Here is a 24,311-nt window from a genome sequence, read left to right on the forward strand (position 1 = left end):
CTCGGCTTGAACCCCCGGGACGGATCGCCAGCCGCGTGGGCATTCAATCATGGAGCGCCCCCGAGACGACGGGGACAACCAAAGCCGTAGGAGCCCCGGGGGCGCCTAACAGTGATTGTCCACCAGACCAGTGACACACTCGGTGCCAATGGCCGATTTGACTAATCTTCCTCGCCCTTCCGGACCGGGGGCAGATGCCGGTGACGCCCCTGACGTCGTCCTCGGCCGTCTCGCCGCGCGGCAAGGGAGGGCCACCCGCATCACTCATACGGAGCACTTGCCCCCGCGTGCGGGCCGTCATGCCGAGTGGCCCGAGGGGATTCGGCCGGAGATCACCGCTGCGCTGCGCACCGCGGGCGTCGACCGCCCCTGGGCCCACCAGGCGACCGCCGCGGAGCACGCCCTGGCCGGCGAGTCGGTCGTGGTCGCCACCGGGACGGCCTCCGGCAAGTCACTGGCGTACCTCGTCCCGATCCTGTCCGCGCTGCTGGACGGCTCCGAGGCCCCGAACGGCCGGGGGGCCACGGCCCTGTACCTGGCGCCGACGAAGGCGCTCGCGGCCGACCAGCACCGTTCCGTGCGGGAGCTGGCCGCTCCGCTGGGCAAGGCGGTGCGCCCGGCGGTCTACGACGGCGACACCCCGTTCGAGGAACGCGAGTGGATACGCCAGTACGGCAACTACGTCCTCACCAATCCGGACATGCTGCACCGCGGCATCCTCCCCTCGCACCCGCGCTGGTCGTCGTTCCTGCGGGCCCTGCGGTACGTGGTGATCGACGAGTGCCACACCTACCGCGGCGTCTTCGGCTCGCACGTCGCCCAGGTGCTGCGCCGACTGCGCCGACTATGCGCCCGCTACGGGTCCGAACCGGTGTTCCTGCTGGCCTCGGCCACCGCCGCCGAGCCGGCCGCCGCCGCGGGCCGGCTGACGGGGGTGCCGGTGCGGGAGGTGGCGGACGACGCCTCGCCGCGGGGTGCGGTGGTGTTCGCCCTGTGGGAGCCGCCGTTGACCGAACTGCACGGGGAGAAGGGCGCCCCGGTGCGCCGCACGGCCACCGCGGAGACCGCCGACCTGCTGACCGACCTGGTCCGCGACGGAGTGCGCACCGTGGCGTTCGTCCGGTCCCGACGCGGCTCCGAACTGATCTCCGTGATCGCCCAGGACCGGCTCGCCGAGGTCGACCGCTCGTTGGCCCGCCGGGTCGCCGCCTATCGGGGCGGCTACCTCCCCGAGGAACGCCGGGCCCTGGAACGCGCGCTGCACTCGGGCGAGTTGTTGGGGCTCGCCGCGACGACCGCCCTCGAACTCGGCATCGACGTCTCCGGCCTGGACGCCGTCCTCATCTGCGGCTATCCAGGCACCCGGGCGTCCCTGTGGCAGCAGGCGGGCCGGGCCGGACGCTCCGGAACGGGTGCCCTCGCGGTCCTCGTCGCCCGTGACGACCCCCTGGACACGTATCTCGTCCACCATCCGGAGGCCCTCTTCGACCAGCCGGTGGAGTCGACGGTCCTCGACCCCGACAATCCGTACGTCCTCGCACCGCACCTGTGTGCCGCCGCCGCCGAGATACCGCTCACCGACGAGGACCTGCCCCTGTTCGGTCCCGCGGCCCTCGCGCTGCTGCCCCAGCTGGAGGCGGCGAAGCTGCTGCGGCGGCGCGCCTCGGCCTGGCACTGGACGCGCCGCGAACGGGCGGCCGACCTGACCGACATCCGCGGCGGCGGAGGAACACCGGTCCAGATCGTGGAGGCCGACACCGGGCGGCTCCTCGGCACGGTCGACGCCTCCGCCGCGCACACCTCCGTCCACGAGGGTGCCGTGCACCTGCACCAGGGGCGCACCTACCTGGTCCGGCAGTTGGACCTCGACGACTCCGTCGCGCTCGTCGAGCAGGCGGCCCCGACCTACTCCACGGTCGCCCGTGACGTGACGTCGGTGTCCGTCCTGGAGACCGACGTCGAGGTCCCCTGGGGCTCCGCCCGGCTCGCCTACGGGTCGGTGGAGGTCACCAACCAGGTCGTGTCGTTCCTCCGCCGCCGGCTCGTCACCGGTGAGGTGCTCGGCGAGACCAAGCTGGACCTGCCGCCGCGCACCCTGCGGACCCGAGCCGTGTGGTGGACCGTCACCGAGGACCAGCTCGACGCCGCCCGGATCGGCCCCGAACAGCTCGCGGGCGCCCTGCACGCCGCCGAGCACGCCGCCATCGGGATGCTCCCGCTCTTCGCCACCTGCGACCGTTGGGACATCGGTGGCGTCTCCGTCCCGCTGCACGCCGACACCCTGCTGCCCACCGTCTTCGTGTACGACGGCCACCCCGGCGGCGCGGGCTTCGCGGAGCGCGCCTTCCGGACCGCCCGGGACTGGCTCACCGCCACCCGGGAGGCCATCGGAGCGTGCGAGTGCGCGGCCGGGTGCCCGTCCTGCATCCAGTCGCCCAAGTGCGGCAACGGCAACGAGCCGCTGCACAAGCGGGGCGCGCTGCGGTTGCTCACCACGCTCCTCGCCGACGCCCCGCAGCGGGACCCGGACCCGGACGGGGACACCGGCTGACACCGCCTCCTGCGGTCCCGCCCGGGCCCTGGCCCGGGCGGCGAACAGCCCCGTCCCCAGGGCCGTCCGCACCTCGGCGACCTCTCCGTCCAGCACGCACCGCCCGACCCGCGCCCCGTTCGCCCCGGCGACCGTCCGCGCACGGGCACAGGCCGCCTCCCGGCCCCGCGTCCAGTGGTCGGCGGCGGCGAGCACCGCCAGGTCGGCCGCCGCCGCGGCCCGGTGGCGCACCACCACGGCCTGTCCCACGGCCAGCAACGCCACGAACACCGTTGCCAGCACCGCGATGCCCGTGACGGCCCATACCGAGGCCGCGCCCCGGTCCGCGGCTCCAGCACCAGCCCGGAGCCGCCGTCCCCCGTCCCGCCACCGCCCGGGCCCCCAGTGTTGTCGCCTCTGCGGGGTCTGCGGGGTCTGCGGGCACTGCGAGGTCTGCGAGGGCCCGTTCACCGCACCACCTCCTCCGCAGCAGCCACCGCGGTGTGCCGCAGCCGCAGGAGGGGGAGGGCGTCCGGGCCCGGCGCCGGGGCGACGACCTCCACCCGGACGAGACCTCCCTCCCGTCGCACCGTGGCCCGGGCACCCGACGGCGCCGCCCGGTGCACCGCAGCCAACACCACGGCGTCCGGGTCCTGGCGGGCCGCGGCCCGGGCACCCGCCCGCGCCGCGTCCACGCACTGGACCTGTGCGGCAGCCGCGAGCAGCGCCCACACGAGGCCCACCGTGAACACCACCAGGACCGGCAGGACGACCGCCGATTCCGCCGTCACGAACCCGTGGTCAGCGCGCCGAAGCCGCCACGAGCTGCCGGACCCCACCGCAGCGTGCCCCACCGGGGGCGCGGACCGTTCCGTCGGCTCAGAGCTGGGCATCGAGGGCCCGTGCCACGAGGCCGTGCAGCGCGGCGTGCACCCGGTCGCTGGTGACCACCTTGTACAACAGCCCGGCGAAGCCCACCGCGGCGATCAACCCCACCGCGTACTCCGAGGTGACGATCCCCCGTTCCCGGTGGTGTCCCCGTACCGCGTTCCGCAGCGCCGCGGCCACCGCTCGGCCACCGCCGGCGCACAGCCGCCGGACCCGTCCCTTCACCCGCTCCATGTGGACCCCCGTCACCCGTGCCATGCCGATCCCCGTTGCTCTCGTTCGTGCTTGGTCGATCCTCGAAACCCAGCGCTTCGCCGCCTTACTGACGCTGCATCAGCCCTTCACCCCCCGTCCCCGCCGAGCAGGCGTTCCGCGAGCCCCATGACCACGGGCAGCACTCCGATGACGACGAACGCGGGCAGGAAGCACAGGCCCACGGGTGCCGTGATCAGCACGCCCGCCCGGCGGGCGCGGGTCGTCCGGGCCCGGGCCCACCGGGCCCGCACCTCGGCGGCGTACCGCGCCACGGGCACGGCGGCCGGAGCACCCGACTCGCCCGCGCGCTCCAGCAGCAGGGCGAGCGCCCTCCCGTCCGGAAGGGCAGCCAACTCCCGCCAGGCGTCGGCGGGTCGGGCGCCGAGCCGCACTTCCCCGGCGCCGTAGGACAGGGCCGAACCCACCGGCCCGCCCAGCGACTCACCGACCGCCCGCGCCGCCACCACCGGCTGCGCCCCCGCCGCGACACAGGCGGCCAACAGATCCGCAGCCAAGGGGAGTTCCGCGCACACTGACGGGGGCGCATGCGATCCGACCGCCGGCCGCCGCCGGTCGAACCACCGGACACCGGCCGCGGCCAACACCCCGACCACCACTCCGGCGACCCCCTCGACCAGCAGGAACCCGGCGCAGCCGGCGCCTACCGTCACCACCCAGCGCCGTGCCCCGGCGGCCTCCGCCCGCCACCGGGTCGGCCGGCCCGCCGCCCGTCTCAGCGACCCCGCGCCCCGAGCCCCCGGCACCCGGGAGCCCGTCTGCTCCCCCGACAGCCGGGCCCACCGCGCGGCGGACCGTTTGCGACGCCCCATCACCCTTCCTCCCTCACCGATCGATCCGTCCGACCGCGCAGCCGTCATGCTCCGGCGCTCCGCACGATCCGCAGCGCCCACCACAGCCCCGCCGCCTCCAACACCCCGCCCACCGCCAGGCACCCCAGCCCGCCCGCGGTGTGCAGCAGCACCCGCAGCGGATCGGCGCCCAGCGCCCAGCCGAGCACCAGCCCCACCAGAGGGAGTCCGGCGAGCATCACGGCGGTGGCCCGCGCCGCCGCGCACCCCGCCCGCAGATCGCCCCGCAGGTCCCGCTCGGCGCGAAGGGCCGCCTCCACCCGTTCCAGCCCCGCGGCGAGCCCGGCGCCCTGGTCCACCGCCACCCGCCAGCACGCGGCGAGCCCCCGCAGTCCCTCGCCGCCCGGTTCCCGTGCGGCTGCCCCCAGTGCCGCCGGCACGTCCCCGCCGAACCTCGCCGCGGCGAGCACTCCCTCCGCCGCCGCGCCGAGCCCGCCGTCGGGTGCCCGCGCCAGGGCCGCCAGCGCCTCCCCGGGTTGCCGTCCAGCCCGCACCTCGCCGACCAGTGCCCCGCACAGGGCGATCACCTCGTCGGCACGCCGCTCCCCGGCCACCCGACGGGCGCGTTCGCGCAGTGCCCGGCGCACCACGGGTACCGAGAGGGCCGCCAGCAGCAGCGGTACGGGTGACTCGCCGGCGAGGGCCACCACTGCCCCGCCGACCAGGACCCATGCCTCGGGTCCGACGAGCCCGCGCAGCCGGGCCACCGCCGGTCCGCCCGCGCCGTGCACGACACGGCCGATGGCGGCGTGCCGTCCAGCGCCGGGGAAGGCCGCCCCGATCCCGCCGGGCACCGGGGCGCCCGCGAGCGCCCGTGACCGCCGCACCCGCACCGTCCGCCGGTCCCGCGCCGCGAGGACCGCGCCCCCCGCGCACACCACGGCCACCCACACCAGGACCGCCGAGCCGAGCGCCCCGGGGGCCGTCGCCCCGGCCCCGCTCACCGGGACTCCCCCAGCAACTCCCGCAGCCGGGGCCAGCCTCGCTCACGGAGGAACCCCTGGGGCGCCCACCGGAGTGCGGGAGTGGTCATCACGAGCCCCGAGGGGTCCCTGCCGAGGACGCTCACCTCGGCGATCCGCCGATGTCCCCGCCGGTCGCGCACCAGGTGGAGCACCACCGCCACGGCTGCCGCGAGTTGGCTGTGCAGCGCGGCGCGGCCGAGCCCCGCGGCCGAGGCCAGGGCCTCCAACCGGGCGGGCACGTCGGCGGCCGTGTTGGCGTGCACCGTGCCCGAGCCGCCTTCGTGGCCGGTGTTGAGCGCGGCGAGCAGGTCCAGCACCTCGCCGCCGCGCACCTCACCGACGACGAGCCGGTCGGGCCGCATCCGCAGGGCCTGGCGGACGAGGTCCTGGAGGGTCACCAGCCCCGCGCCCTCCTGGTTCGCCGGGCGGGCCTCCAGTCGCACCACGTGCGGGTGGTCGGGGCGTAGCTCCGCGGAGTCCTCGGCGAGGACGATGCGCTCGTCCGGGGGGACCAGGCCGAGCAACGTACTCAGCAGGGTGGTCTTGCCGGTGCCCGTACCGCCGCTCACCAGGTACGACAGCCGGGCGTCCAACAGGGCCCGCAGCACTCGGTCGCCGCCGGGCGGCACCGTCCCGGCCGCCGCCAGTTCGGCCAGTGTGAACGCCCTCGGCCGGGCCACCCGGAGCGAGAGGCAGGTCGAGCCGACCGCGACGGGCGGCAGCACCGCGTGCAGTCGGGTGCCGTCGGGCAGCCGGGCGTCGACCCACGGGCGGGCGTCGTCGAGGCGTCGCCCGGCCGCCGCGGCCAGCCGTTGGGCGAGCCGCCGGACGGCCGCCGCGTCGGGGAAACCGATGCCGGTGAGTTGGAGGCCGCGCCCCCGGTCGGCCCAGACCCGGTCGGGTGCGGACACCAGGACGTCGGTGACCGCCGGGTCGGCGAGCAGCGGGTCCAGCGGGCCGGTGCCGACCAGTTCGGACCGCAGCTGTTCGGTGGTGCCGAGCACTTCGGCGTCCCCGAGGACCACGGACTGGGCGCGCAGGGCCTCGGCGACGTGGGCGGGGGTGGCGTCAAGCCCGCTGCGGGCGAGCCACTGCCGGACGCTGTCGAGCATGCGCTCACCGACCACCGTGCTCATCCTCCCGCTCCGTCCGCACCACCGGGCACACCACCGGGCTTACCGCCGTCCGCGCTACCGCCCGCGTCACCGGGCGGGCCGTCGGGCGCGGCCATGGACGCGGCCTCGGGCGCGGCCCGTTCCCAGAAGGCGGTGCAGAACCGGGCGAGCGGGCTCCGGGGGTCGTGGCCCGGTGGCCTTCCGTCCTCCTGAGCGTTCGACAGCCCGGCCTCGCGCGGGAGTTCACCCGCGAACGGCAGCCCCAGCAGGCGGGCCGTGCCCGGGCCGTCGGGACCGCCGCGCTCCGGTCGGTCGGCCGGGACGACCACCCTCAGGTCCCGCAGCACCGGGCGGACGGCCGCCGCCACCCGGCCCGCCGCGGCCACCGCGCGCAGGCCGCCCGCCACCACCAGGAGTCCGACGTCCAGTTGGGCGAGGGCCTGCACCGAGGCACCGTCGACCCGGCGCGGCAGGTCCACCACGACGGCCCCGCCCCGGCGGCGGGCGGCGGCCAGCACCGCGCGCACGGCCGGGGGCGGCACCGGAACGGGCTCCCCCCGGTCCCAGCTGAGGACCCGCACCCCGTGCAGCGCGGGCAGTGCCTCCTCCAACGCGGCGCCGCCGACCCGGCCCCGGGAGGCCGCGAAGGCCGGCCAGCGCAAGCCGTCGACGTCCTCCCCGCCGAGCGCGACGTCCAGCCCTCCGCCGAGCGGGTCGGCGTCGACCAGCAGGGTGCGGCGGCCGGCCCGGGCCGAGGTCACCGCGAGGGCGCAGGCGAGGGTGGAGGCGCCGACGCCTCCGCTGCCACCGAGCACGCCCACCGTCCGGGCGGGTCGGTCCGCTCCTTCGGCGACGTCGGCGATCCGGTCGACCAGCCACTCCTCGCCGTCCGGCAGCACGAGTGCGTGATCGGCGCCGATCTCGACCGCGTGCCGCCACCGTTCGGGGTCGGCGGGCGCCCGGCTCACCAGCACCACTGCGCGCCTGCGGGTGGCGGCCCGCAGTCGGGGGACGGCGTCGGGCCCCACGAGGACCAGCGGGGCGGAGTCCCAACGGGCGGGCTCCGGCGGGCCGGGCCGCACCTCGGCACGGGCGCCCGCCGCGGCGCACAGCCGCAGCAGGTCGTCGAGGAGGGCCGGGTCCTCGGTGAGCACCAACGGGCCTCCGGACGCGCGCGGTCGCCCCACCGGGTCCGCGGCGGCCACCGGTTTGACCCGGCGCACGGGTCCGCCCCGGCTCGCCGGAGCCACCCGGGTCGACCCTTCACCGGAGGAACGCCCCACCGCCCCCGACCCGCGCCCCGCCCCGTACACCGGCTCCGTTCCCGGGGTCGGCCCCGACCCGTACTCGGTCCCCGACCCGTACTCGGTTCCCGATCCGTACGCCGGTCCCGATCCGTTCTTCCCCGTGCCGTCCATTCCGATCCCAGCCCCTCGTTCCGTACGCCCGGTGCACGCCGGACGCGACCCGCGTGCCCCTGCACGCGCTCCCTTCCTCGGCGCCCGCCCGGGACCCACCGGACCCCGGAGGTCCGTGAATCCCGAACGTGGAGTTCCGTTCTCCGCGATACGCACGGCCGTCAGAATCCGGCCATGTGGACCGCGCCATAGCGAACCGTGGGAACTCCGTGGTCGACCGCGTGGGAATCACGATGCGCGGATCCCGGAAAACGTGTGGATCTTGGTCAAATACCGTGGACAAGGCCGCCCCTGTGAATAACTTCATCACCCAAACCAGTGACAGCGACGGCCACGACCTGACGCCTGGAGCGCAGCCCGATCGTCACTCTGAGTGAGGGAGCGAGGGGGTGCCGAGCCTGGGCGCCAGAGCCTGCACAGCGGCGAGAAGGTCATCGGGCCGCGGGAGAAAGGGGGCCAAACCGGTCTGGACATGCGACGACCCCCGCCGGGGGGGAGAGCGGGGGTCGTCCCCACGGCCGACTCGGGGGGGGGAGGAGTCGGACCGGGTTAGCACGGTCGCGAACGATCCGTGACTTCCATGGTGTACCCGAAGGCCCTCCCAGGCAAACCCACACGCCCCGGCTTACGCCGAATGGTGGGCGCCTATGCTCAAGCCGTGGAAAACCACTCGTTGCCCCGCACAGCCGCCTTCTTTGACCTGGACAAGACGGTCATTGCGAAGTCGAGCACGCTCACCTTCAGCAAGTCGTTCTATCACGGTGGCCTGATCAACCGGCGAGACGTACTGCGCACCGCGTACACGCAGTTCGTGTTCCTCGCCGGCGGCGCCGATCACGACCAGATGGAACGCATGCGCGAATACCTGTCCGCGCTCTGCCGGGGCTGGAACGTACGACAGGTGCAGGAGATCGTCGCCGAGACGCTGCACGACCTCATCGACCCGATCATCTACGACGAGGCGGCGTCCCTGATCGAGGAACACCACACGGCCGGGCGGGACGTCGTGATCGTCTCGACGTCCGGCGCCGAAGTGGTGGAACCCATCGGGGAGTTGCTCGGCGCCGACCGGGTCGTGGCCACCCGGATGGTCGTCGGCGAGGACGGCTGCTTCACCGGGGAGGTGGAGTACTACGCCTACGGCCCGACCAAGGCCGAGGCGATCCGGGAGCTGGCCGCGACCGAGGGGTACGACCTGGCCCGCTGTTACGCGTACAGCGACTCCATCACCGATCTGCCGATGCTGGAGGCGGTCGGCCATCCGCACGCGGTGAACCCGGACCGGGCGCTGCGCCGCGAGGCGGTCGCCCGCAGCTGGCCGATCCTCGACTTCCACCGCCCGGTGCGGCTCAAACAGCGCATCCCCGCACTACGGGTCCCGCCGCGCCCCGCCCTGGTCGCCGCCGCGGCCGTGGGCGCCGCCGCGGCGGCCGGACTCGTCTGGTACGCCAGCAGGCGCCGCGCACCGGTCGCCTGAACGGAGCGCTCCCCTCGCCCCGACCACCCCACAACATGTCCGCTTGCGCACCTTTTAGGGGTAAAGGTAAAGAAGTGGAGCAAGGGGTTCCACTTCCCTGCGGACAGGAGTACAAAGGAGTCAACGGCCCGCGAGACCAAGGGCATCCGAGAGGATCACCCGAAGACAGCAACCGTGGCCCCACGGACCGAGCATGGAAACCGGGCACCCACGCGACGTCGACCCGTCGAATACGGGCCAGCCGCACCAGGTGACGGGCGAAGCACCCGACCTGATGGGCAACACTTCGAGGACGCTTGGTAACCGGGTGGACATGCCAGCGGCGGTACGGATCCTCGTACCGCCGCAACCCCGTTCAGGGCCGCCCGTCCCCGCCCCCACCCCGACACCAGCGCGACGGCGACCCCGCGCACCCGCAGCCCGCACCCGGCAGCCCACCGCGTCGGACCGGCCCGGCGCACCGCGTCAGGCGGCCCCGCGCTGCAACGCCTCGCACACCGCCGTCGACTCCCGGGCCCCCAGCTCCACCGAACGGCCGCAGTGGGCGATCCACTCGGCCACCCCCTCCGGGGTGCCCGACGCGTAACCCGCGAGGGCCGCCGCGTAGGACGCCCGCCCCTGCTCCGCGTGACCCACCTCGGCCGGACAGACGGCCTTCGGGTCCAACCCGCTGCCCACCAGGACGATCCGCTCGGCCGCCCGCGCGACGAGCCCGTTGTACGAACCGAAGGGCCGCACCGCCAGCAGCTCCCCGTGCACCACGGCCGCGGTGACCAGGGCCGGCGCCGAACCGCCCGCGACGACCAGCCCCGCCAGCCCGTCGAGCCGCGCGGCCACCTCGTCGGCGCCCGGCAACGGCAGCTCAATCAGCGGCTCGTCCACCGGCTCGCCCGACAGCCGCGGACGCCCCACCGACCCGTCCCGCCGGGCGGCGGCGGCCACCAGGTGCAGCCTGGCCAGCACCCGCAACGGGGACTGCCGCCAGACGGAGAGGAGTTGCCCGGCCTCGGCGCCCAACCGCAGGGCGGCGCCCACCGCGCGGGACTCCTCGTCCACACCGAAGTCACTGCGCCGGCGCACCTCTTCCAACGCCCAGTCGGCCCCGGCGAGTGCGGCGGAACCACGCGCGCCGCGCAGTGCCGCCTCCGAGGTGACCTCGTTGCTGCGCCTGCGCATGACGCGGTGCCCGTAGACGCGGTCCACCGCCTTGCGCACGGCCGCCACGGATTCGGCCACCCGGGGCAGCTCCCCGAGCGCGACGAGCGGATCGGCCTGCGCACCTGACGTACTCATGGGTACGACCCTACGCACCCGGTGCCGCCACCCCACGAAGGAGTGGTCTTCTTCACGTCCGGGCCGGTCCGGTCGAGGGGTGCCCACTAAGCTTACTGAACATGAAAACTGCTTTCGTTGGGAAGGGCGGCAGCGGCAAGACCACCCTGTCGTCGCTCTTCGTCCGGCATCTCGCCGCGACCGGCGCGCCGGTCATCGCGATCGACGCGGACATCAACCAGCACCTGGGGGCCGCCCTCGGCCTCGACGACGAGACCTCGGCCCGACTGCCCGCCATGGGCGCGCGGCTGCCGATGATCAAGGACTATCTGCGCGGCTCGAACCCGCGCATCGCCTCCGCCGACACCATGGTGAAGACCACTCCGCCCGGCGAGGGCTCGCGACTGCTGCGGGTCCGGGAGAACAACCCGGTGTACGACGCCTGCGCCCACCCGGTGGAACTCGACGGCTCCACCGTCCGTTTGATGGTCACCGGGCCGTTCACGGAGGCCGACCTCGGCGTCGCCTGCTACCACTCCAAGACGGGCGCGGTGGAGCTGTGCCTGAACCACCTGGTCGACGGTCGCGACGAGTACGTGGTGGTCGACATGACCGCGGGGTCCGACTCGTTCGCCTCGGGCATGTTCACCCGCTTCGACATGACGTTCCTGGTCGCGGAGCCGACCCGCAAGGGGGTCTCCGTCTACCGCCAGTACAAGGAGTACGCACGGGACTTCGGGGTCGCGCTGCACGTCATCGGCAACAAGGTGCAGGGCCCCGACGACATCGACTTCCTGCGTCAGGAGGTCGGCGACGACCTGCTGGTGACCGTGGGCCACTCGGACTGGGTGCGGTCCATGGAGAAGGGGCGCCCGCCCCGGTTCGCCCTCCTGGAGGACGTCAACCGCGCCGCCCTGCACGCACTCCAGAAGGCCGCCGACGCGACCTACGGCACCCGCGACTGGGAGCGCTACACGCGCCAGACGGTCCAGTTCCACCTGCGGAACGCCAAGTCCTGGGGCAACGAGCGCACGGGGATCGACCTGGCCACCCAGGTCGATCCCGCTTTCGTGCTGCGCGAACAGTCAGTCGACGCGCCCCAGCCCGTCTGAGGCCCTCGACCGCTCGGCCGGGGCGGGCCTCCCACAGGGGCGGCCCGCCCCGGGGCCGGAGGCGGGGCGTCAGCGTTCGCCGGCGGCCGGCGCCCCGGGCACGCCCTTGGGTGCCGGTGCGGGTCGGGCCGAGAGGTGGGACGCCCAGCCGCCCTTGGGGGCCTGACCGACCTTCAGGGTGCGCAGCTTGTCGAGGGTGCCCGGGTCCTGGGCGTCGAGCCAGTCGGCGAGTTGCCGGAAGGACACGCACCGCACGTCCCTCTTGGTGCACACCGACTCGATGGTCTCCTCGATGGCCCGCATGTACGTGCCGCCGTTCCAGGACTCGAAGTGGTTGCCGATGATCAACGGCGCCCGGTTGCCCTCGTAGGCCCGGTCGAAGCCCTGGAGGAGGCCGTCGCGCATCTGGTCCCCCCAGTACTCGTGCATCGACGGGTCGCCCTGCGAGGTCGTACCGGACTGGTTGACCATGAAGTTGTAGTCCATGGTCAATGTCTCGAAGGAGCGGCCGGGGACGGGGACGAGTTGCATGGACAGGTCCCACAGTCCTTCCTTCTTCTTCGGCCAGACCTGGTCGTTGACGCCGCTGGTGTCGTAGCGGAAGCCCAGTTCGCGGGCGGCCTTCATGAAGTTCTTCTGCCCTTCGAGGCAGGGGGTGCGGGCGCCGATGAGTTCCTTGTCGTAGTCGAAGGGCAGCGGCTGGGCCCCCTTGAGGCCGGTGTTGGTCTTCCAGTTCGTCACGAAGGACTTGGCCTGCGCGATCTCGCTCTTCCACTCGTCGACCGACCACTGTCCGACTCCGCCGCTGCTGCCGCAGAAGTGGCCGTTGAAGTGGGTGCCGACCTCGTTGCCCTCCAGCCAGGCGCCCCGGAGTTGGTCGACGGTGTCCTTGATGCCCTGGACGTCGTTGAAGCCGATGTCGGAGCTGCCCGTGTTGTGCTGCGGCGGGTCGTACAGCTTCCGCTTCTCCTCCGGGAGCATGTACACGCCGCTGAGGAAGTACGTCATCGTGGCGTTGTTGGCCTTCGACACCTTCCGGAAGTGCGAGAACAGCCGCTGACTGTCCTCGCCCGCACCGTCCCAGGAGAAGACGACGAACTGCGGCGGGCGTTGACCGGGCTTCAACCGTTCGGGGCGCGGGAGCTTCGGCTGGGGGCCGGTGAAGGCGGTGGACCCGTCGCCGATCAGCCGGACCGCGTTCTTGGGCGCGGGGGCCGCGGAGGCCTTCTTCTCCCCCGAACCCGCCTTCCGGGCTCCGGCGCTGTCGGGGTCGCCGCAGCCGGACAGGGCCATGGCGCAGGTCGCGGTCACGGCCAGGCCCGCGGCGATCCTCTGGGTGGCGGCCATCCGCCCACCTTCTTCCTGTACGACAAATCTGGGCGCCGCCAACGTCGCACGGGAACGTCAATACGTTTGTATGACAAGCCGATAAAAATGCCTATTCACTCACCTAGGTGATTATTTGCGATACCTAAGGCAAATGTTCGGCACGTCTCTTTACTCTGGATGACGATCCGTTTACCAAGAGTTGAGTCATCCCGCCGCTGCAACGCCGTGACCCCACGGCCGCGAGCCCGCCCCCGCCCTCCGTGGGACCGGGGGCCCCTGTCCGCGACCGCGCCGCCCCGGAGGAGACGGGACATGCCAGCCTGCCCCCACGCCGTTCACACTGCTCACGCCGACGAGACCGACGACGCGTCCGAGCGCACCGCCTGCGCCCACCCGCCCCACAGCCCGCCGCCCCACGGCCCACCACCTGGTGCGGCGCCGCCCGTCGCCACGCCCCGCGCACCGCACGCCGGGCACCCCCTCGCCAGGCACCCCCTCGCCAGCGGCATCAGCGCGTTCCAACGTCACACGGCACCCCTGGTACGGGGAGAACTGGCGAGGCTCGCCCGCGAGGGACAACGCCCCTCCCAACTCTTCCTCGCCTGCGCCGACTCCCGACTCGTCACGTCGATGATCACGTCCAGCCGACCGGGCGACCTGTTCGTGGTCCGCAACGTCGGCAACCTGGTACCCCGCCCCGGCTCCGAACGCGGTGACGACTCCGTGGCGGCGGCCATCGAGTACGCCGTCGACGTGCTGGAGGTCCGCTCGATCACCGTGTGCGGGCACTCCGGATGCGGGGCGATGCAGGCACTCCTGTCCACCGAAGCCACCGGCACGGGCGATACGGGCAGTACGGGCGGTACGGGTACGGAGCCGACACCCTTGCGTCGCTGGCTCCGGCACGGCCTGCCCAGCCTGGAGCGGATGCGCACCCCCGCCGCACCGCCGCCCCGCCTCTCCTGGCGCCCACCCGTCGACGCCGTCGAACAGCTCTCCCTCACCAACGTGCTGCAACAGCTCGCCCACCTACGGGAACACCCGTCCGTGGCCCGAAGGCTCGCGCGCAACCCCCTCGACCTGCACGGGATGTACTTCCACGTCGGCGAGGCCCAGTCCTATCTCCTGGACGAGTCGGAGGCGACGTTCACCCAGGTCACCGCCGTGGAGGACCCCCCGGCCAACCGCCGCGCCCCCGCCCCCCGCACCTGACCGGCGCCCCCGGCACCCACCGTCCTCCCCTCCGCGACCTACGCCACACAGGTCTAAACCAATTTTCGGCCAGCCCTTGTCAGCGGCCGTTGCTTCTGGTGAGCTGTGGCGCGGGACACAGCGGACCGGACCTCCTGGGAAAGGGAGAAGTCGTGAGCAACGAAAGCCTGGCCAATCTGCTGCGAGAAGACCGCAGATTCGTGCCTCCCGCCGAGCTGGCCGCACACGCCAACGTGACCGCGGAGGCGTACGAGCAGGCCAAGGCTGACAGGCTCGGCTTCTGGGCCGAGCAGGCCCGCCGGCTGAGCTGGGCGACCGAGCCCACCGAGACGCTCGACTGGTCGAACCCCCCGTTCGCCAAGTGGTTCCAGGACGGCAAGCTCAACGTCGCCTACAACTGCGTCGACCGTCACGTGGAGGCCGGCAACGGCGACCGCGTCGCCATCCACTTCGAGGGCGAGCCGGGCGACGGCCGGGCCGTGACGTACGCCCAGCTCAAGGACGAGGTCTCGCAGGCCGCCCACGCCCTCACCGAACTGGGCGTCACCAAGGGCGACCGGGTCGCCGTCTACCTGCCGATGATCCCCGAGGCGGTCGTCGCGATGCTCGCGTGCGCCCGCATCGGCGCCGCGCACTCCGTGGTCTTCGGCGGCTTCTCCGCCGACGCCATCGCGGCCCGCATCCAGGACGCCAGCGCCAAGGTGGTCATCACCGCCGACGGCGGCTACCGCCGCGGCAAGCCCTCCGCCCTCAAGCCCGCCGTCGACGACGCGCTGGGCCGGGTCGAGGGCGTCGAGAAGGTCCTCGTCGTCCGCCGCACCGGTGAGGACGTCGCCTGGACCGAGGGCCGCGACGTGTGGTGGCACGAGATCACCGCCCGTCAGTCCACCGAGCACACCCCCGAGGCGTTCGACGCCGAGCACCCGCTGTTCATCCTCTACACCTCGGGCACCACCGGGAAGCCCAAGGGCATCCTGCACACCTCCGGCGGCTACCTCACCCAGGCCGCGTACACGCACCACGCCGTGTTCGACCTCAAGCCGGAGACCGACGTCTACTGGTGCACGGCCGACATCGGCTGGGTCACCGGCCACTCGTACATCACCTACGGCCCGCTCGCGAACGGCGCCACCCAGGTCATGTACGAGGGCACCCCGGACACCCCGCACCAGGGCCGGTTCTGGGAGATCGTCCAGAAGTACGGCGTGTCGATCCTCTACACCGCGCCGACCGCGATCCGCACCTTCATGAAGTGGGGCGACGACATCCCGGCCAAGTTCGACCTGAGCAGCCTGCGGGTGCTCGGGTCGGTCGGCGAGCCGATCAACCCCGAGGCGTGGATCTGGTACCGCAAGCACATCGGCGGCGACCGCTGTCCGATCGTCGACACCTGGTGGCAGACCGAGACCGGCGCGATGATGATCGCGCCGCTGCCCGGCGTCACGGAGACCAAGCCGGGCTCCGCGCAGCGAGCGCTGCCGGGCATCTCCGCGACCGTCGTGGACGACGAGGCCCGCGAGGTTCCCGACGGGGGCGGCGGCTACCTGGTCCTCACCGAGCCGTGGCCGTCGATGCTGCGCACCATCTGGGGCGACGACCAGCGCTTCCTCGACACCTACTGGTCCCGCTTCGAGGGCAAGTACTTCGCGGGCGACGGCGCCAAGAAGGACGAGGACGGCGACATCTGGCTGCTCGGCCGGGTGGACGACGTGATGCTCGTGTCCGGGCACAACATCTCCACCACCGAGGTCGAGTCCGCGCTCGTCTCCCACCCGTCGGTCGCCGAGGCGGCGGTCGTCGGCGCGGCGGACGAGACGACGGGGCAGGCCATCGTCGCCTTCGTGATCCTGCGCGGCAGCGCCGACGCCGACGACGAGAACCTCGTCGCCGACCTGCGCAACCACGTGGGCCGCACCCTCGGCCCGATCGCCAAGCCGAAGCGCGTCCTGCCGGTGGCCGAGCTGCCCAAGACCCGCTCCGGCAAGATCATGCGGCGGCTGCTGCGCGACGTCGCGGAGAACCGGGAGCTGGGTGACGTCACCACGCTGACCGACTCCTCGGTCATGGACCTCATCCAGACCAAGCTGCCGGCCGCGTCCAGCGAGGACTGAGCACCCCCGGCCCCCTGAGCGCCCGAAAGGGGCGTCCGGCCCGCGCACGCACCGCGTCGCGCGCCGGACGCCCCTTTCCTGCGTACAGTGAAGATCATCCAGTACGCCCGTCGCACCACCGGGTAAGCTGTCCGTCGCGTCAAGGTCACGTCAAGAATCGGCGAACCGGGCCACCTCACCACGGTGTGCCGTACCCGCCGTCGGGGTCCGCCCCGAACCGACCGACCGGTTCCATCCCGGTCGCCTCGATGCCGCGAGAACTACAGGTGCGCCGGGAAGTCTGGTCGGCAGCGCAGTCAGCGACCCGTTGACCGTGCTCGCCGCACACGACCCGGAGGTCCGCACCCGTGGCCGCGCCCCGTTCCCCCCGCACCTTCCTCGGACGCCTCTCCCTGCCCGAGCGGAACTTCGTCGCAGAGGCCCTGCGCACCGAAACCGTCGGCGGCGTCCTGCTCCTCGTCGCCGCGGTCACCGCACTGGTCTGGGTGAACACCCCCCTGCGGGACAGCTACGAGGCGGTCCGCGACTTCCACTTCGGACCCGCCGCGCTCGGCCTCGACCTGTCGGTCCAGCACTGGGCCGCCGACGGGCTCCTCGCGGTCTTCTTCTTCGTCGCCGGCATCGAACTGAAACGCGAACTCGTCGCCGGGGACCTGCGCGACCCCAAGGCCGCCGTCCTCCCCGTGGTCGCCGCCCTGTGCGGCATGGCCGTACCGGCCCTCGTGTACGTCGTCACCAACCTCAGCGGCGGCGGCTCCCTCACCGGCTGGGCGGTGCCCACCGCCACGGACATCGCCTTCGCGCTCGCGGTCCTCGCCGTCATCGGCACCTCGCTGCCGTCCGCGCTGCGCGCGTTCCTGCTGACGCTCGCCGTCGTCGACGACCTGTTCGCCATCCTGATCATCGCGATCTTCTTCACCAGCGAACTGGACTTCGCGGCCCTCGCCGGCGCGTTCCTGGGACTCGTCGTCTTCTGGCTGCTGCTGCGCAAGGGCGTCCGCGGTTGGTACGTGTACGTGCCGCTGGGCCTGGTCATCTGGGGCCTGATGTACAACAGCGGCGTCCACGCCACCGTCGCCGGCGTCGCCATGGGCCTGATGCTGCGCTGCACCCGGCGCGAGGGCGAGGCCCACTCCCCGGGCGAGCACATCGAACACCTGGTGCGCCCGATCTCGGCGGGCCTCGCCGTACCGCTGTTCGCGCTGTTCAGCGCCGGCGTGCCGATCTCCGGCGGGGCGCTCGCCGAGGTCTTCACCCAGCCCGAGACGCTCGGCGTCGTCCTCGGGCTGGTGCTCGGCAAGGCCCTGGGCATCTTCGGCGGCACCTGGCTCACCGCCCGCTTCACCCGGGCCTCCCTCAGCGAGGAACTCGCCTGGCCCGACGTGTTCGCGGTGGCGACGCTCGCCGGCATCGGCTTCACCGTCTCGCTGCTGATCGGCGAGCTGGCGTTCGCCGACGACCCCGCCCTGACCGCCGAGGTCAAGGCGGCCGTCCTGACCGGCTCCCTGATCGCGGCCCTGCTCGCCGGTGTGCTGCTGAAGATCCGCAACCGCACGTACCAGCGGCTCTGGGCGGACGAGGAGCGCGACGACGACCTCGACGGCATCCCCGACGTCTACGAGCAGGACAACCCGGAGTACCACCTGAGGATGGCCCGGATCCACGAACGGAAGGCCGCCGAACACCGCAGGCTCGCGAAAGTGATGGCCGGGGCAGGCGACGGGGGCGACAGTCCGGCATGATCTGACATCAAAGCGTCATCGTCGCCCGGTCGGGCGGCGACACCCGGCGGCCCCGGACCACCACCACCCCGGAGCACCGGCCGGGCCAGACGGACGCACCGGAACGACGGACACACCGGAACAGAGGGAGTACGCGATGAGCGCACCGGAGGCCCCCGTGGGCGCCGACCGCAGCCTCGGCACCTTGGTGGCCAGCGCCACCAGCGAGATGTCGGCGCTGGTGCACGACGAGATCGCCCTGGCCAAGGCCCAGCTGCGTCAGGACGTCAAGCGCGGCGTGTTCAGCGGCGGCGCGTTCATCGCGGCCGGCACCGTGCTGCTGTTCTCACTGCCGATGCTGAGCTTCGCGCTCGCGTACGGCATCCAGGCGTGGAGCGGCTGGCACCTCTCCGTCTGCTTCCTGCTCTCGTTCGCCGCGAACGTCCTGGTCGCGGTGGTCCTCGGCCTGGTCGGCGTGGCGTTCGCCAAGAAGGCGAAGAAGGGCAAGGGCCCGCAGAAGGTCGCCGCTTCGGCCAAGCAGACGGCCGCCGTGCTCCAGCACGCCAAGCCGCACCCGCGTCCGCTGGCCAAGGACGACGAGTTCCTCGACACGCCCGAGCTTGTGGCACGCTCGTCCTCATGACCGACCCGGCCACCCCCTCGGCGCAGCCGCCCTCGCCCGTACGGATCGAGGGCCCCTGGACGCACCGTGACGTCGCCGCCAACGGGGCGCGCTTCCACGTCGCGGAGCTCGGCGAGGGGCCGCTGGTCCTGTTGCTGCACGGGTTCCCCCAGTTCTGGTGGGCCTGGCGGCACCAGCTGGTCGCGCTCGCCGACGCCGGGTTCCGGGCCGTGGCGATGGACCTGCGCGGGGTCGGCGGCAGCGACCGCACCCCGCGCGGTTACGACCCCGCGAACCTCGCCCTGGACATCACCGGGGTGGTCCGCTCGCTCGGGGAGCACGACGCGGCCCTCGTCGGGCACGACCTCGGCGGCTATCTGGCGTGGACGGCCGCGGTGATGCGGCCCAAGCTCGTCCGGCGGCTCGCCGTGTCCTCGATGCCGCACCCGCGGCGCTGGCGTTCGGCGATGCTGTCGGACGTCCGGCAGACCGCGGCCGGCTCCTCCGTGTGGGGCTTCCAGCGGCCCTGGCTGCCGGAACGTCAGCTGGTCGCCGATGACGGGGCCCTGGTGGGGCGTCTGATCCGGGACTGGTCCGGGCCCCGCATCGACGCGTTCCCCGACCCGGTGGTGGACGCGTACCAGCGGGCGATGTGCATCCCGTCCACCGCGCACTGCTCGATCGAGCCGTACCGGTGGATGGTGCGCTCGCTCGCCCGGCCGGACGGCTTCCAGTTCAACCGTCGGATGAAGCGGCCGGTGCGGGTGCCGACGCTGCACCTGCACGGTTCCCTCGATCCGGTCATGCGCACGCGCAGCGCCGCGGGTTCGGGGCAGTACGTGGAGGCGCCCTACCGGTGGCGGCTGTTCGACGGGGTCGGGCACTTCCCGCACGAGGAGGACCCGGTGGCGTTCTCCACCGAGTTGGTCAACTGGTTGAAGGACCCCGAGCCGGACCGCTGAGCAGCGCGGGAGCCGCGCGGCCAATTGCCGCGCGCATAGGCCAATTGGGGGCGCGCGGGGCGGTTACCGACCTTGGGGGCCGGGCACACGTCGGGTATGGGCTGGACGCACGACCACAGTGACGCAGCACGCGAGGGCCGCTCGGGTTCCGGGCCGGGCTCCCTCCAACGGAGCGGTACGCGCCGGGTGGGCGAGAGCCCCGGCGGACGGGCCATCGGCATCCCGCGCATCCTGCGCCGCCGCGCCCGCTGGGTGTCCGCCCGGCTCCGCCATCCCCGCCCCTGACCGGCCCCGCCCGCGGGTAGCCCCCGGCGGGCTGCTGCGGACTACAGGGCGCAGCCCTGGCTGTCCACCTGCTGGTTGGCCTTCCGGCCCGCCTCGACGTCCTCGCGGACCTCGTCGGCGGTCAGGGCGTACCCCGTGTCGGGATCGTCCAGGGACTTGGCGAAGATCACTCCGTACACCCGTCCGTCGGGCGTCAGCAGGGGTCCCCCCGAGTTGCCCTGACGCACCGTCGCGTACAGCGAGTACACATCGCGGTGGACGGTGCCCCGGTGGTAGATGTCGGGTCCGTTCGCGGTGATCCGGGCCCGGACGCGGGCCTCCTGCACGTCGTACGCCCCGTTCTCGGGGAAGCCCGCGACGATCGCCCCCGCCCCGCTCTTCGCCTCCCGGTCCGTGACGAACTGGAGTGCGGGGGCCTTCAGCTGGGGCACGTCGAGCACCGCGATGTCCCGCTCCCAGTCGTAGAGCACGACCTTGGCGTCGTAGAGCCGCCCCTCTCCGCCTATCTGGACGGTGGGCTCCTCGACCCCGCCGACCACGTGCGCATTGGTCATGACCCGCCGCTCGGCGAAGACGAAGCCGGTGCCTTCGAGGACCTTGTTGCAGCTCTGCGCGGTGCCCAGGACCTTCACGATGGAACGCTTCGCGTGGGCGGCGACCGCGCTGTTGGCGAGGGCCGGGTCGGGCGGCTTGACCTCGTTGATGGGCTCGTTGGCGAACGGGCTGAAGACCTGCGGGAAGCCGTTCTGGGCGAGCACGGACGAGAAGTCGGCGAACCAGGTGTCGGCCTGTTCGGGCAGCGCCCGGGAGATCCCGAGGAGCACCTTGGAGCTGCGCACCTCCTTGCCGACGGTGGGCATCGTCGTCCCGGCCAGGGCTGACCCGATCAGCCAGGCCACCAACAGCATCGCGACCACGTTGACCAGGGCCCCGCCGGTGGCGTCGAGGGCCCGCGCGGGCGACCAGGTGATGTGGCGGCGCAGCCGGTTGCCCAGATGGGTGGTGAACGCCTGCCCGACGGAGGCGCAGACGATGACGATCACCACCGCGACGATGGCCGCGGTCGTCCCCACCTCGGCGTCGTCCGTGGTGCTGTCCCAGACGACCGGGAGCAGGTAGACGGCGACCAGGCCGCCGCCGAGGAAACCGATCACCGACAGGATGCCGACGACGAAGCCCTGTCGGTAGCCGACGACGGCGAACCACACGGCTGCCACCAACAGCAGGATGTCCAGCACATTCACCGTTCCACGCCTCGCCTTGCCTCGCCGTCCACCGTGGTCCCCGTCCGGTCGCCCACTGTTTCACGCACGCCAGTCGAGGGGGACCTGCCGGGACGGGTCCCAGGGGCGCTCCCAGCCGGCGAAGTGCAGCAGCCGGTCGATGACTCCGGCGGTGAATCCCCACACCAGGGCCCGTTCCACGAGGAACGCGGGACCGGTGTGGCCCATCGGGTGGACCGCGGTGGCCCGCTTCGCGGGGTCCGTCAGGTCCGCCACGGGGACCGTGAACACCCGCGCGGTCTCGGCCGGGTCGACCACCCCGACCGGGCTGGGCTCGCGCCACCAACCGAGGACGGGGGTGACGACGAACTGGCTGACGGGGATGTAGAGCTTGGGCAGCACGCCGAAGATCTGCACCCCTTCGGGATCGAGCCCCGTCTCCTCCCACGCCTCCCGGAGCGCGGCCCGCACCGGGCCGTCCCCGTGCGGATCGCCGTCGGCGGGGTCGAGCGCACCGCCCGGGAAGGCGGGCTGGCCGGCGTGGGAGCGCAGCGAGCCGGCGCGTTCCATGAGCAGCAGTTCGGGGCCGCGCTCGCCCTCGCCGAAGAGGACCAGGACGGCGGACTGGCGGCCCGCGCCGTCCGCCGGGGGGAGGAACCTGCTGAGTTGCGGGGGCTGGACGGTCTCGGCGGCCAGGGCCACGGGGGCGAGCCAGGGCGGCAGTCCGCCGCTGCTGACCTCGACCGGGCCGGGGCCCCCTCCCAGGCCCGGGCGGCCGTCGCCGCCCGCTGCCGCGCCCGCGCGCTCCGCGCCGACCCCGCCACCGGTCCTGCCGGTGTTGGTGCCGGCGCCGTTGCCACTGCCGTTGCTGCCCGTGTGTGTCATCGACACCCCCGTCCCTGTGGACACAACGCGCGTCCGCCCCCGTATCGTTCCGGCCCGACGCGCCGGACGCGGGCGCCCCCAGGGTCCCGGGTGTCCAGGCCGTCCTGGCGGGCCCCGGCGGGTGCGGAGGGCGTCATCCGGCCTTCCCGGTGGCCGCGCCCAGCGGGGGCGCGGGCCGACCGCCCGCCTCCAGGTAGGACCGCGGCGGGTTCAACCGCTGCCCCGGATGGCCGCCCTTCTCGTACTTGAGCAGCTTCTCGGCCTTGTCCGGGTCGGTCTCGCCCTCCCCGTACGCGGGACACAGCGGGGCGATCGGGCAGGCCCCGCAGGCGGGCTTGCGCGCATGGCAGATGCGGCGGCCGTGGAAGATCACCCGGTGCGACAGCATGGTCCAGTCGCTCTTCGGGAAGAGCGCGCCGACCGCGGCCTCGACCTTGTCCGGGTCGGTCTCCGCGGTCCACTTCCAGCGCCGCACCAGCCGCCCGAAGTGGGTGTCCACCGTGATCCCGGGCCGGCCGAAGGCGTTGCCCAGCACCACGAACGCGGTCTTGCGGCCGACCCCGGGCAGCTTGACCAGCTCCTCCAGGGTGCCGGGGACCTCCCCGTCGTGCTCGTCCCGCAGGGCGGCGGCCAGACCGATGATCGACCTGGTCTTGGCCCGGAAGAACCCGGTGGGGCGGATCAGCTCCTCCACCCGTTCGGGGTCGGCGGTGGCGAGGTCCTCGGGCTTCGGATAGGCGGCGAAGAGCGCCGGGGTGGTCTGGTTGACCCTCAGGTCCGTCGTCTGCGCGGACAGGACGGTGGCCACCAGGAGCTGGAAGCTGTCCTCGAAGTCCAGCTCCGGATGCGCGTACGGGTAGACCTCGGCGAGCTCCCGGTTGATCCGCCGGGCCCGTCGGACGAGGGCGGTACGGGACTCGGACGGCTGCCCCCCGGCCGCCTTCCCGGCCGACCCGGGAGCCTTCCCGGCAGCCCCCGCGCCCCTGCCCGCGGCATCGCGCCCGGAGGCCGCTGCGGTACTCCGACCCCCCGAACCCCTCGACCGTTTTGCCGCATTTGCGGCAAGCCCGGACGATTGTTCGCCCACAGCGGAATCCCCTCGTGCGGCCACCTGCGCAGCCCCCTTGGCCTCTGCTCTCACCGGCGTTTTGGACACCCGGCCAGCCTAAAGCCCGGCACCGACACCCGCCCGGGACCTGGAGGATCGGCGCCCAATTGGCCCCCACGGGCACTGTGCGGGACGTACGTACGGCAGACTTGTGACTGATCACACTGTTTGGACCGTCCGGCAAGATGGGGAGCACGGACCCCTGAGTCAGGTCGACAAGGAGAGAACTCGTGGACGACGTTCTGCGGCGCGCCCCGCTCTTCGCGGCGCTCGATGACGAGCAGGCCGCGGAGCTGCGCGCCTCCATGAGTGAGGTGACCCTCGCGCGCGGTGACGCCCTCTTCCACGAGGGCGACCCCGGGGACCGCCTGTACGTGGTCACCGAGGGCAAGGTGAAGCTCCACCGGACGTCCCCGGACGGCCGGGAGAACATGCTGGCGGTGCTCGGCCCCGGCGAGCTGATCGGCGAGCTGTCGCTGTTCGACCCCGGACCGCGCACGGCCACCGCCACCGCGCTGACCGAGGTCAAGCTGCTCGGCCTCGGCCACGGCGACCTCCAGCCCTGGCTGAACGCCCGCCCCGAGGTGGCCGCCGCACTGCTGCGCGCCGTCGCCCGGCGCCTGCGCAAGACCAACGACCAGATGTCCGACCTGGTCTTCTCCGATGTGCCCGGCCGGGTCGCCCGCGCCCTGCTCGACCTGTCCCGCCGGTTCGGCGTGCAGTCCGAGGAGGGCATCCACGTGGTGCACGACCTCACCCAGGAGGAGTTGGCCCAGCTCGTCGGCGCGTCCCGGGAGACCGTCAACAAGGCGCTGGCCGACTTCGCCGGCCGGGGCTGGCTGCGGCTGGAGGCCCGTGCGGTGATCCTGCTGGACGTGGAACGCCTGGCGAAGCGCTCGCGCTGAGCCCCGACGGCGCCGAGCCGTCCCCTGAACGCCGAGGAGCGCCCCGT

The 24,311-nt window shown here is 73.2% G+C and carries 20 protein-coding genes and 2 pseudogenes; 10 read left to right on the forward strand and 12 right to left on the reverse strand.

Features of this window, described 5'->3' with window-relative positions; translation table 11 throughout:
* Window positions 1–148 precede the first annotated feature (148 nt).
* Window positions 149–2,551 carry a DEAD/DEAH box helicase gene (locus ACFWIA_RS30875; protein WP_387010556.1) on the forward strand — a complete coding sequence of 801 codons (2,403 nt, stop codon included), beginning with the start codon at window positions 149–151 and terminating at the stop codon, window positions 2,549–2,551.
* Window positions 2,552–2,623: 72 nt separating this feature from the next.
* Here the strand turns inward: ACFWIA_RS30875 and ACFWIA_RS30880 are convergent.
* The 7 genes and pseudogenes from ACFWIA_RS30880 to ssd form a co-directional block, all read right to left on the reverse strand.
* Window positions 2,624–3,001: pseudogene (locus tag ACFWIA_RS30880) on the reverse strand (Rv3654c family TadE-like protein); the annotation flags it as partial.
* A complete protein-coding gene (locus ACFWIA_RS30885; RefSeq protein WP_387010573.1) occupies window positions 2,998–3,384 on the reverse strand; it encodes a TadE family type IV pilus minor pilin in 387 nt (128 codons plus the stop codon). The gene ACFWIA_RS30885 and the pseudogene ACFWIA_RS30880, both read right to left, overlap by 4 nt.
* 25 nt (window positions 3,385–3,409) lie before the next feature.
* Window positions 3,410–3,676, reverse strand: a complete 267-nt coding sequence (locus tag ACFWIA_RS30890) for a DUF4244 domain-containing protein (protein ID WP_387010557.1) — start codon at window positions 3,674–3,676, stop codon at window positions 3,410–3,412.
* Window positions 3,677–3,759: 83 nt separating this feature from the next.
* Entirely contained in the window at window positions 3,760–4,503 is a 744-nt protein-coding gene (locus ACFWIA_RS30895) for a type II secretion system F family protein (RefSeq protein ID WP_387010558.1), read from the reverse strand.
* Between the two features lie 44 nt (window positions 4,504–4,547).
* On the reverse strand, window positions 4,548–5,486 hold the full coding sequence (locus ACFWIA_RS30900; protein ID WP_387010559.1) for a type II secretion system F family protein: 939 nt from the start codon (window positions 5,484–5,486) through the stop codon (window positions 4,548–4,550).
* Complete coding sequence (locus tag ACFWIA_RS30905; protein ID WP_387010560.1) at window positions 5,483–6,643, reverse strand: TadA family conjugal transfer-associated ATPase; 1,161 nt, start codon at window positions 6,641–6,643, stop codon at window positions 5,483–5,485. Before ACFWIA_RS30905 ends, ACFWIA_RS30900 begins: the two co-directional genes overlap by 4 nt.
* The gene (gene ssd / locus ACFWIA_RS30910; protein ID WP_387010561.1) at window positions 6,640–7,872 is read right to left on the reverse strand and encodes a septum site-determining protein Ssd; all 1,233 of its coding nucleotides are present in this window, start codon (window positions 7,870–7,872) and stop codon (window positions 6,640–6,642) included. The genes ACFWIA_RS30905 and ssd overlap by 4 nt, the downstream gene beginning before the upstream one ends.
* Before the next feature lie 802 nt (window positions 7,873–8,674).
* Between ssd and ACFWIA_RS30915 the strand changes: the two genes are divergently transcribed.
* On the forward strand, window positions 8,675–9,517 hold the full coding sequence (locus ACFWIA_RS30915; RefSeq protein ID WP_387010562.1) for an HAD family hydrolase: 843 nt from the start codon (window positions 8,675–8,677) through the stop codon (window positions 9,515–9,517).
* A gap of 465 nt (window positions 9,518–9,982) precedes the next feature.
* Here ACFWIA_RS30915 and ACFWIA_RS30920 read toward each other — a convergent pair whose 3' ends face one another.
* The gene (locus ACFWIA_RS30920; protein ID WP_387010563.1) at window positions 9,983–10,810 is read right to left on the reverse strand and encodes an oxidoreductase; all 828 of its coding nucleotides are present in this window, start codon (window positions 10,808–10,810) and stop codon (window positions 9,983–9,985) included.
* Window positions 10,811–10,911: 101 nt separating this feature from the next.
* On the opposite strand from ACFWIA_RS30920, the gene ACFWIA_RS30925 reads away from it, so the two are divergent.
* Window positions 10,912–11,901 carry an ATP-binding protein gene (locus tag ACFWIA_RS30925; RefSeq protein WP_387010564.1) on the forward strand — a complete coding sequence of 330 codons (990 nt, stop codon included), beginning with the start codon at window positions 10,912–10,914 and terminating at the stop codon, window positions 11,899–11,901.
* Window positions 11,902–11,970: 69 nt separating this feature from the next.
* On the opposite strand, the gene ACFWIA_RS30930 is transcribed toward ACFWIA_RS30925, so the two are convergent.
* On the reverse strand, window positions 11,971–13,248 hold the full coding sequence (locus ACFWIA_RS30930) for a hypothetical protein (protein WP_387010565.1): 1,278 nt from the start codon (window positions 13,246–13,248) through the stop codon (window positions 11,971–11,973).
* 366 nt (window positions 13,249–13,614) lie between these two features.
* Between ACFWIA_RS30930 and ACFWIA_RS30935 the strand changes: the two are divergent.
* The 6 genes and pseudogenes from ACFWIA_RS30935 to ACFWIA_RS30960 all read left to right on the forward strand — a co-directional run.
* Window positions 13,615–14,442: pseudogene (locus ACFWIA_RS30935) on the forward strand (carbonic anhydrase); the annotation flags it as partial.
* A gap of 152 nt (window positions 14,443–14,594) precedes the next feature.
* A complete protein-coding gene (acs, locus tag ACFWIA_RS30940; RefSeq protein WP_387010566.1) occupies window positions 14,595–16,553 on the forward strand; it encodes an acetate--CoA ligase in 1,959 nt (652 codons plus the stop codon).
* A gap of 347 nt (window positions 16,554–16,900) precedes the next feature.
* Window positions 16,901–18,295, forward strand: coding sequence for a Na+/H+ antiporter NhaA (gene nhaA / locus ACFWIA_RS30945; RefSeq protein WP_387010567.1), 1,395 nt, complete (start codon window positions 16,901–16,903; stop codon window positions 18,293–18,295).
* A gap of 136 nt (window positions 18,296–18,431) precedes the next feature.
* A complete protein-coding gene (locus tag ACFWIA_RS30950) occupies window positions 18,432–18,917 on the forward strand; it encodes a phage holin family protein (protein ID WP_387010568.1) in 486 nt (161 codons plus the stop codon).
* Complete coding sequence (locus ACFWIA_RS30955; protein ID WP_385761874.1) at window positions 18,914–19,858, forward strand: alpha/beta fold hydrolase; 945 nt, start codon at window positions 18,914–18,916, stop codon at window positions 19,856–19,858. The genes ACFWIA_RS30950 and ACFWIA_RS30955 overlap by 4 nt, the downstream gene beginning before the upstream one ends.
* A gap of 96 nt (window positions 19,859–19,954) precedes the next feature.
* On the forward strand, window positions 19,955–20,143 hold the full coding sequence (locus tag ACFWIA_RS30960) for a hypothetical protein (protein WP_385484354.1): 189 nt from the start codon (window positions 19,955–19,957) through the stop codon (window positions 20,141–20,143).
* Between the two features lie 41 nt (window positions 20,144–20,184).
* On the opposite strand, the gene ACFWIA_RS30965 is transcribed toward ACFWIA_RS30960, so the two are convergent.
* From ACFWIA_RS30965 to nth, 3 genes are all read right to left on the reverse strand, one after another.
* Window positions 20,185–21,387, reverse strand: coding sequence for a MarP family serine protease (locus ACFWIA_RS30965; protein WP_387010569.1), 1,203 nt, complete (start codon window positions 21,385–21,387; stop codon window positions 20,185–20,187).
* 60 nt (window positions 21,388–21,447) lie between these two features.
* Window positions 21,448–22,251: an NUDIX hydrolase gene (locus ACFWIA_RS30970; protein WP_387010570.1), complete on the reverse strand. Its 804-nt coding sequence runs from the start codon at window positions 22,249–22,251 to the stop codon at window positions 21,448–21,450.
* A 133-nt stretch (window positions 22,252–22,384) separates the two neighbouring features.
* Entirely contained in the window at window positions 22,385–23,338 is a 954-nt protein-coding gene (gene nth / locus ACFWIA_RS30975; protein WP_387010571.1) for an endonuclease III, read from the reverse strand.
* A 251-nt stretch (window positions 23,339–23,589) separates the two neighbouring features.
* Here nth and ACFWIA_RS30980 point away from each other — a divergent pair, with 251 nt between their 5' ends.
* Window positions 23,590–24,264 carry a Crp/Fnr family transcriptional regulator gene (locus tag ACFWIA_RS30980; RefSeq protein WP_006382668.1) on the forward strand — a complete coding sequence of 225 codons (675 nt, stop codon included), beginning with the start codon at window positions 23,590–23,592 and terminating at the stop codon, window positions 24,262–24,264.
* Window positions 24,265–24,311: the final 47 nt, after the last annotated feature.

Origin of the sequence: Streptomyces sp. NPDC127068 (genome assembly GCF_042724695.1) — a bacterium.
Lineage (GTDB): Bacteria > Actinomycetota > Actinomycetes > Streptomycetales > Streptomycetaceae > Streptomyces.

Excerpts from the sequence above, each read along its gene's own strand:
- ACFWIA_RS30875 (WP_387010556.1), top strand. The coding sequence starts at position 149 with ATGGCCGATTTGACTAATCTTCCTCGCCCTTCCGGACCGGGGGCAGAT.
- ACFWIA_RS30890 (WP_387010557.1), bottom strand. The coding sequence starts at position 3,676 with ATGGCACGGGTGACGGGGGTCCACATGGAGCGGGTGAAGGGACGGGTC.
- ACFWIA_RS30895 (WP_387010558.1), bottom strand. The coding sequence starts at position 4,503 with ATGGGGCGTCGCAAACGGTCCGCCGCGCGGTGGGCCCGGCTGTCGGGG.
- ACFWIA_RS30905 (WP_387010560.1), bottom strand. The coding sequence starts at position 6,643 with ATGAGCACGGTGGTCGGTGAGCGCATGCTCGACAGCGTCCGGCAGTGG.
- ACFWIA_RS30915 (WP_387010562.1), top strand. The coding sequence starts at position 8,675 with ATGGTGGGCGCCTATGCTCAAGCCGTGGAAAACCACTCGTTGCCCCGC.
- ACFWIA_RS30920 (WP_387010563.1), bottom strand. The coding sequence starts at position 10,810 with ATGAGTACGTCAGGTGCGCAGGCCGATCCGCTCGTCGCGCTCGGGGAG.
- ACFWIA_RS30925 (WP_387010564.1), top strand. The coding sequence starts at position 10,912 with ATGAAAACTGCTTTCGTTGGGAAGGGCGGCAGCGGCAAGACCACCCTG.
- ACFWIA_RS30930 (WP_387010565.1), bottom strand. The coding sequence starts at position 13,248 with ATGGCCGCCACCCAGAGGATCGCCGCGGGCCTGGCCGTGACCGCGACC.
- ACFWIA_RS30950 (WP_387010568.1), top strand. The coding sequence starts at position 18,432 with ATGAGCGCACCGGAGGCCCCCGTGGGCGCCGACCGCAGCCTCGGCACC.
- ACFWIA_RS30955 (WP_385761874.1), top strand. The coding sequence starts at position 18,914 with ATGACCGACCCGGCCACCCCCTCGGCGCAGCCGCCCTCGCCCGTACGG.
- ACFWIA_RS30960 (WP_385484354.1), top strand. The coding sequence starts at position 19,955 with ATGGGCTGGACGCACGACCACAGTGACGCAGCACGCGAGGGCCGCTCG.
- ACFWIA_RS30970 (WP_387010570.1), bottom strand. The coding sequence starts at position 22,251 with ATGACACACACGGGCAGCAACGGCAGTGGCAACGGCGCCGGCACCAAC.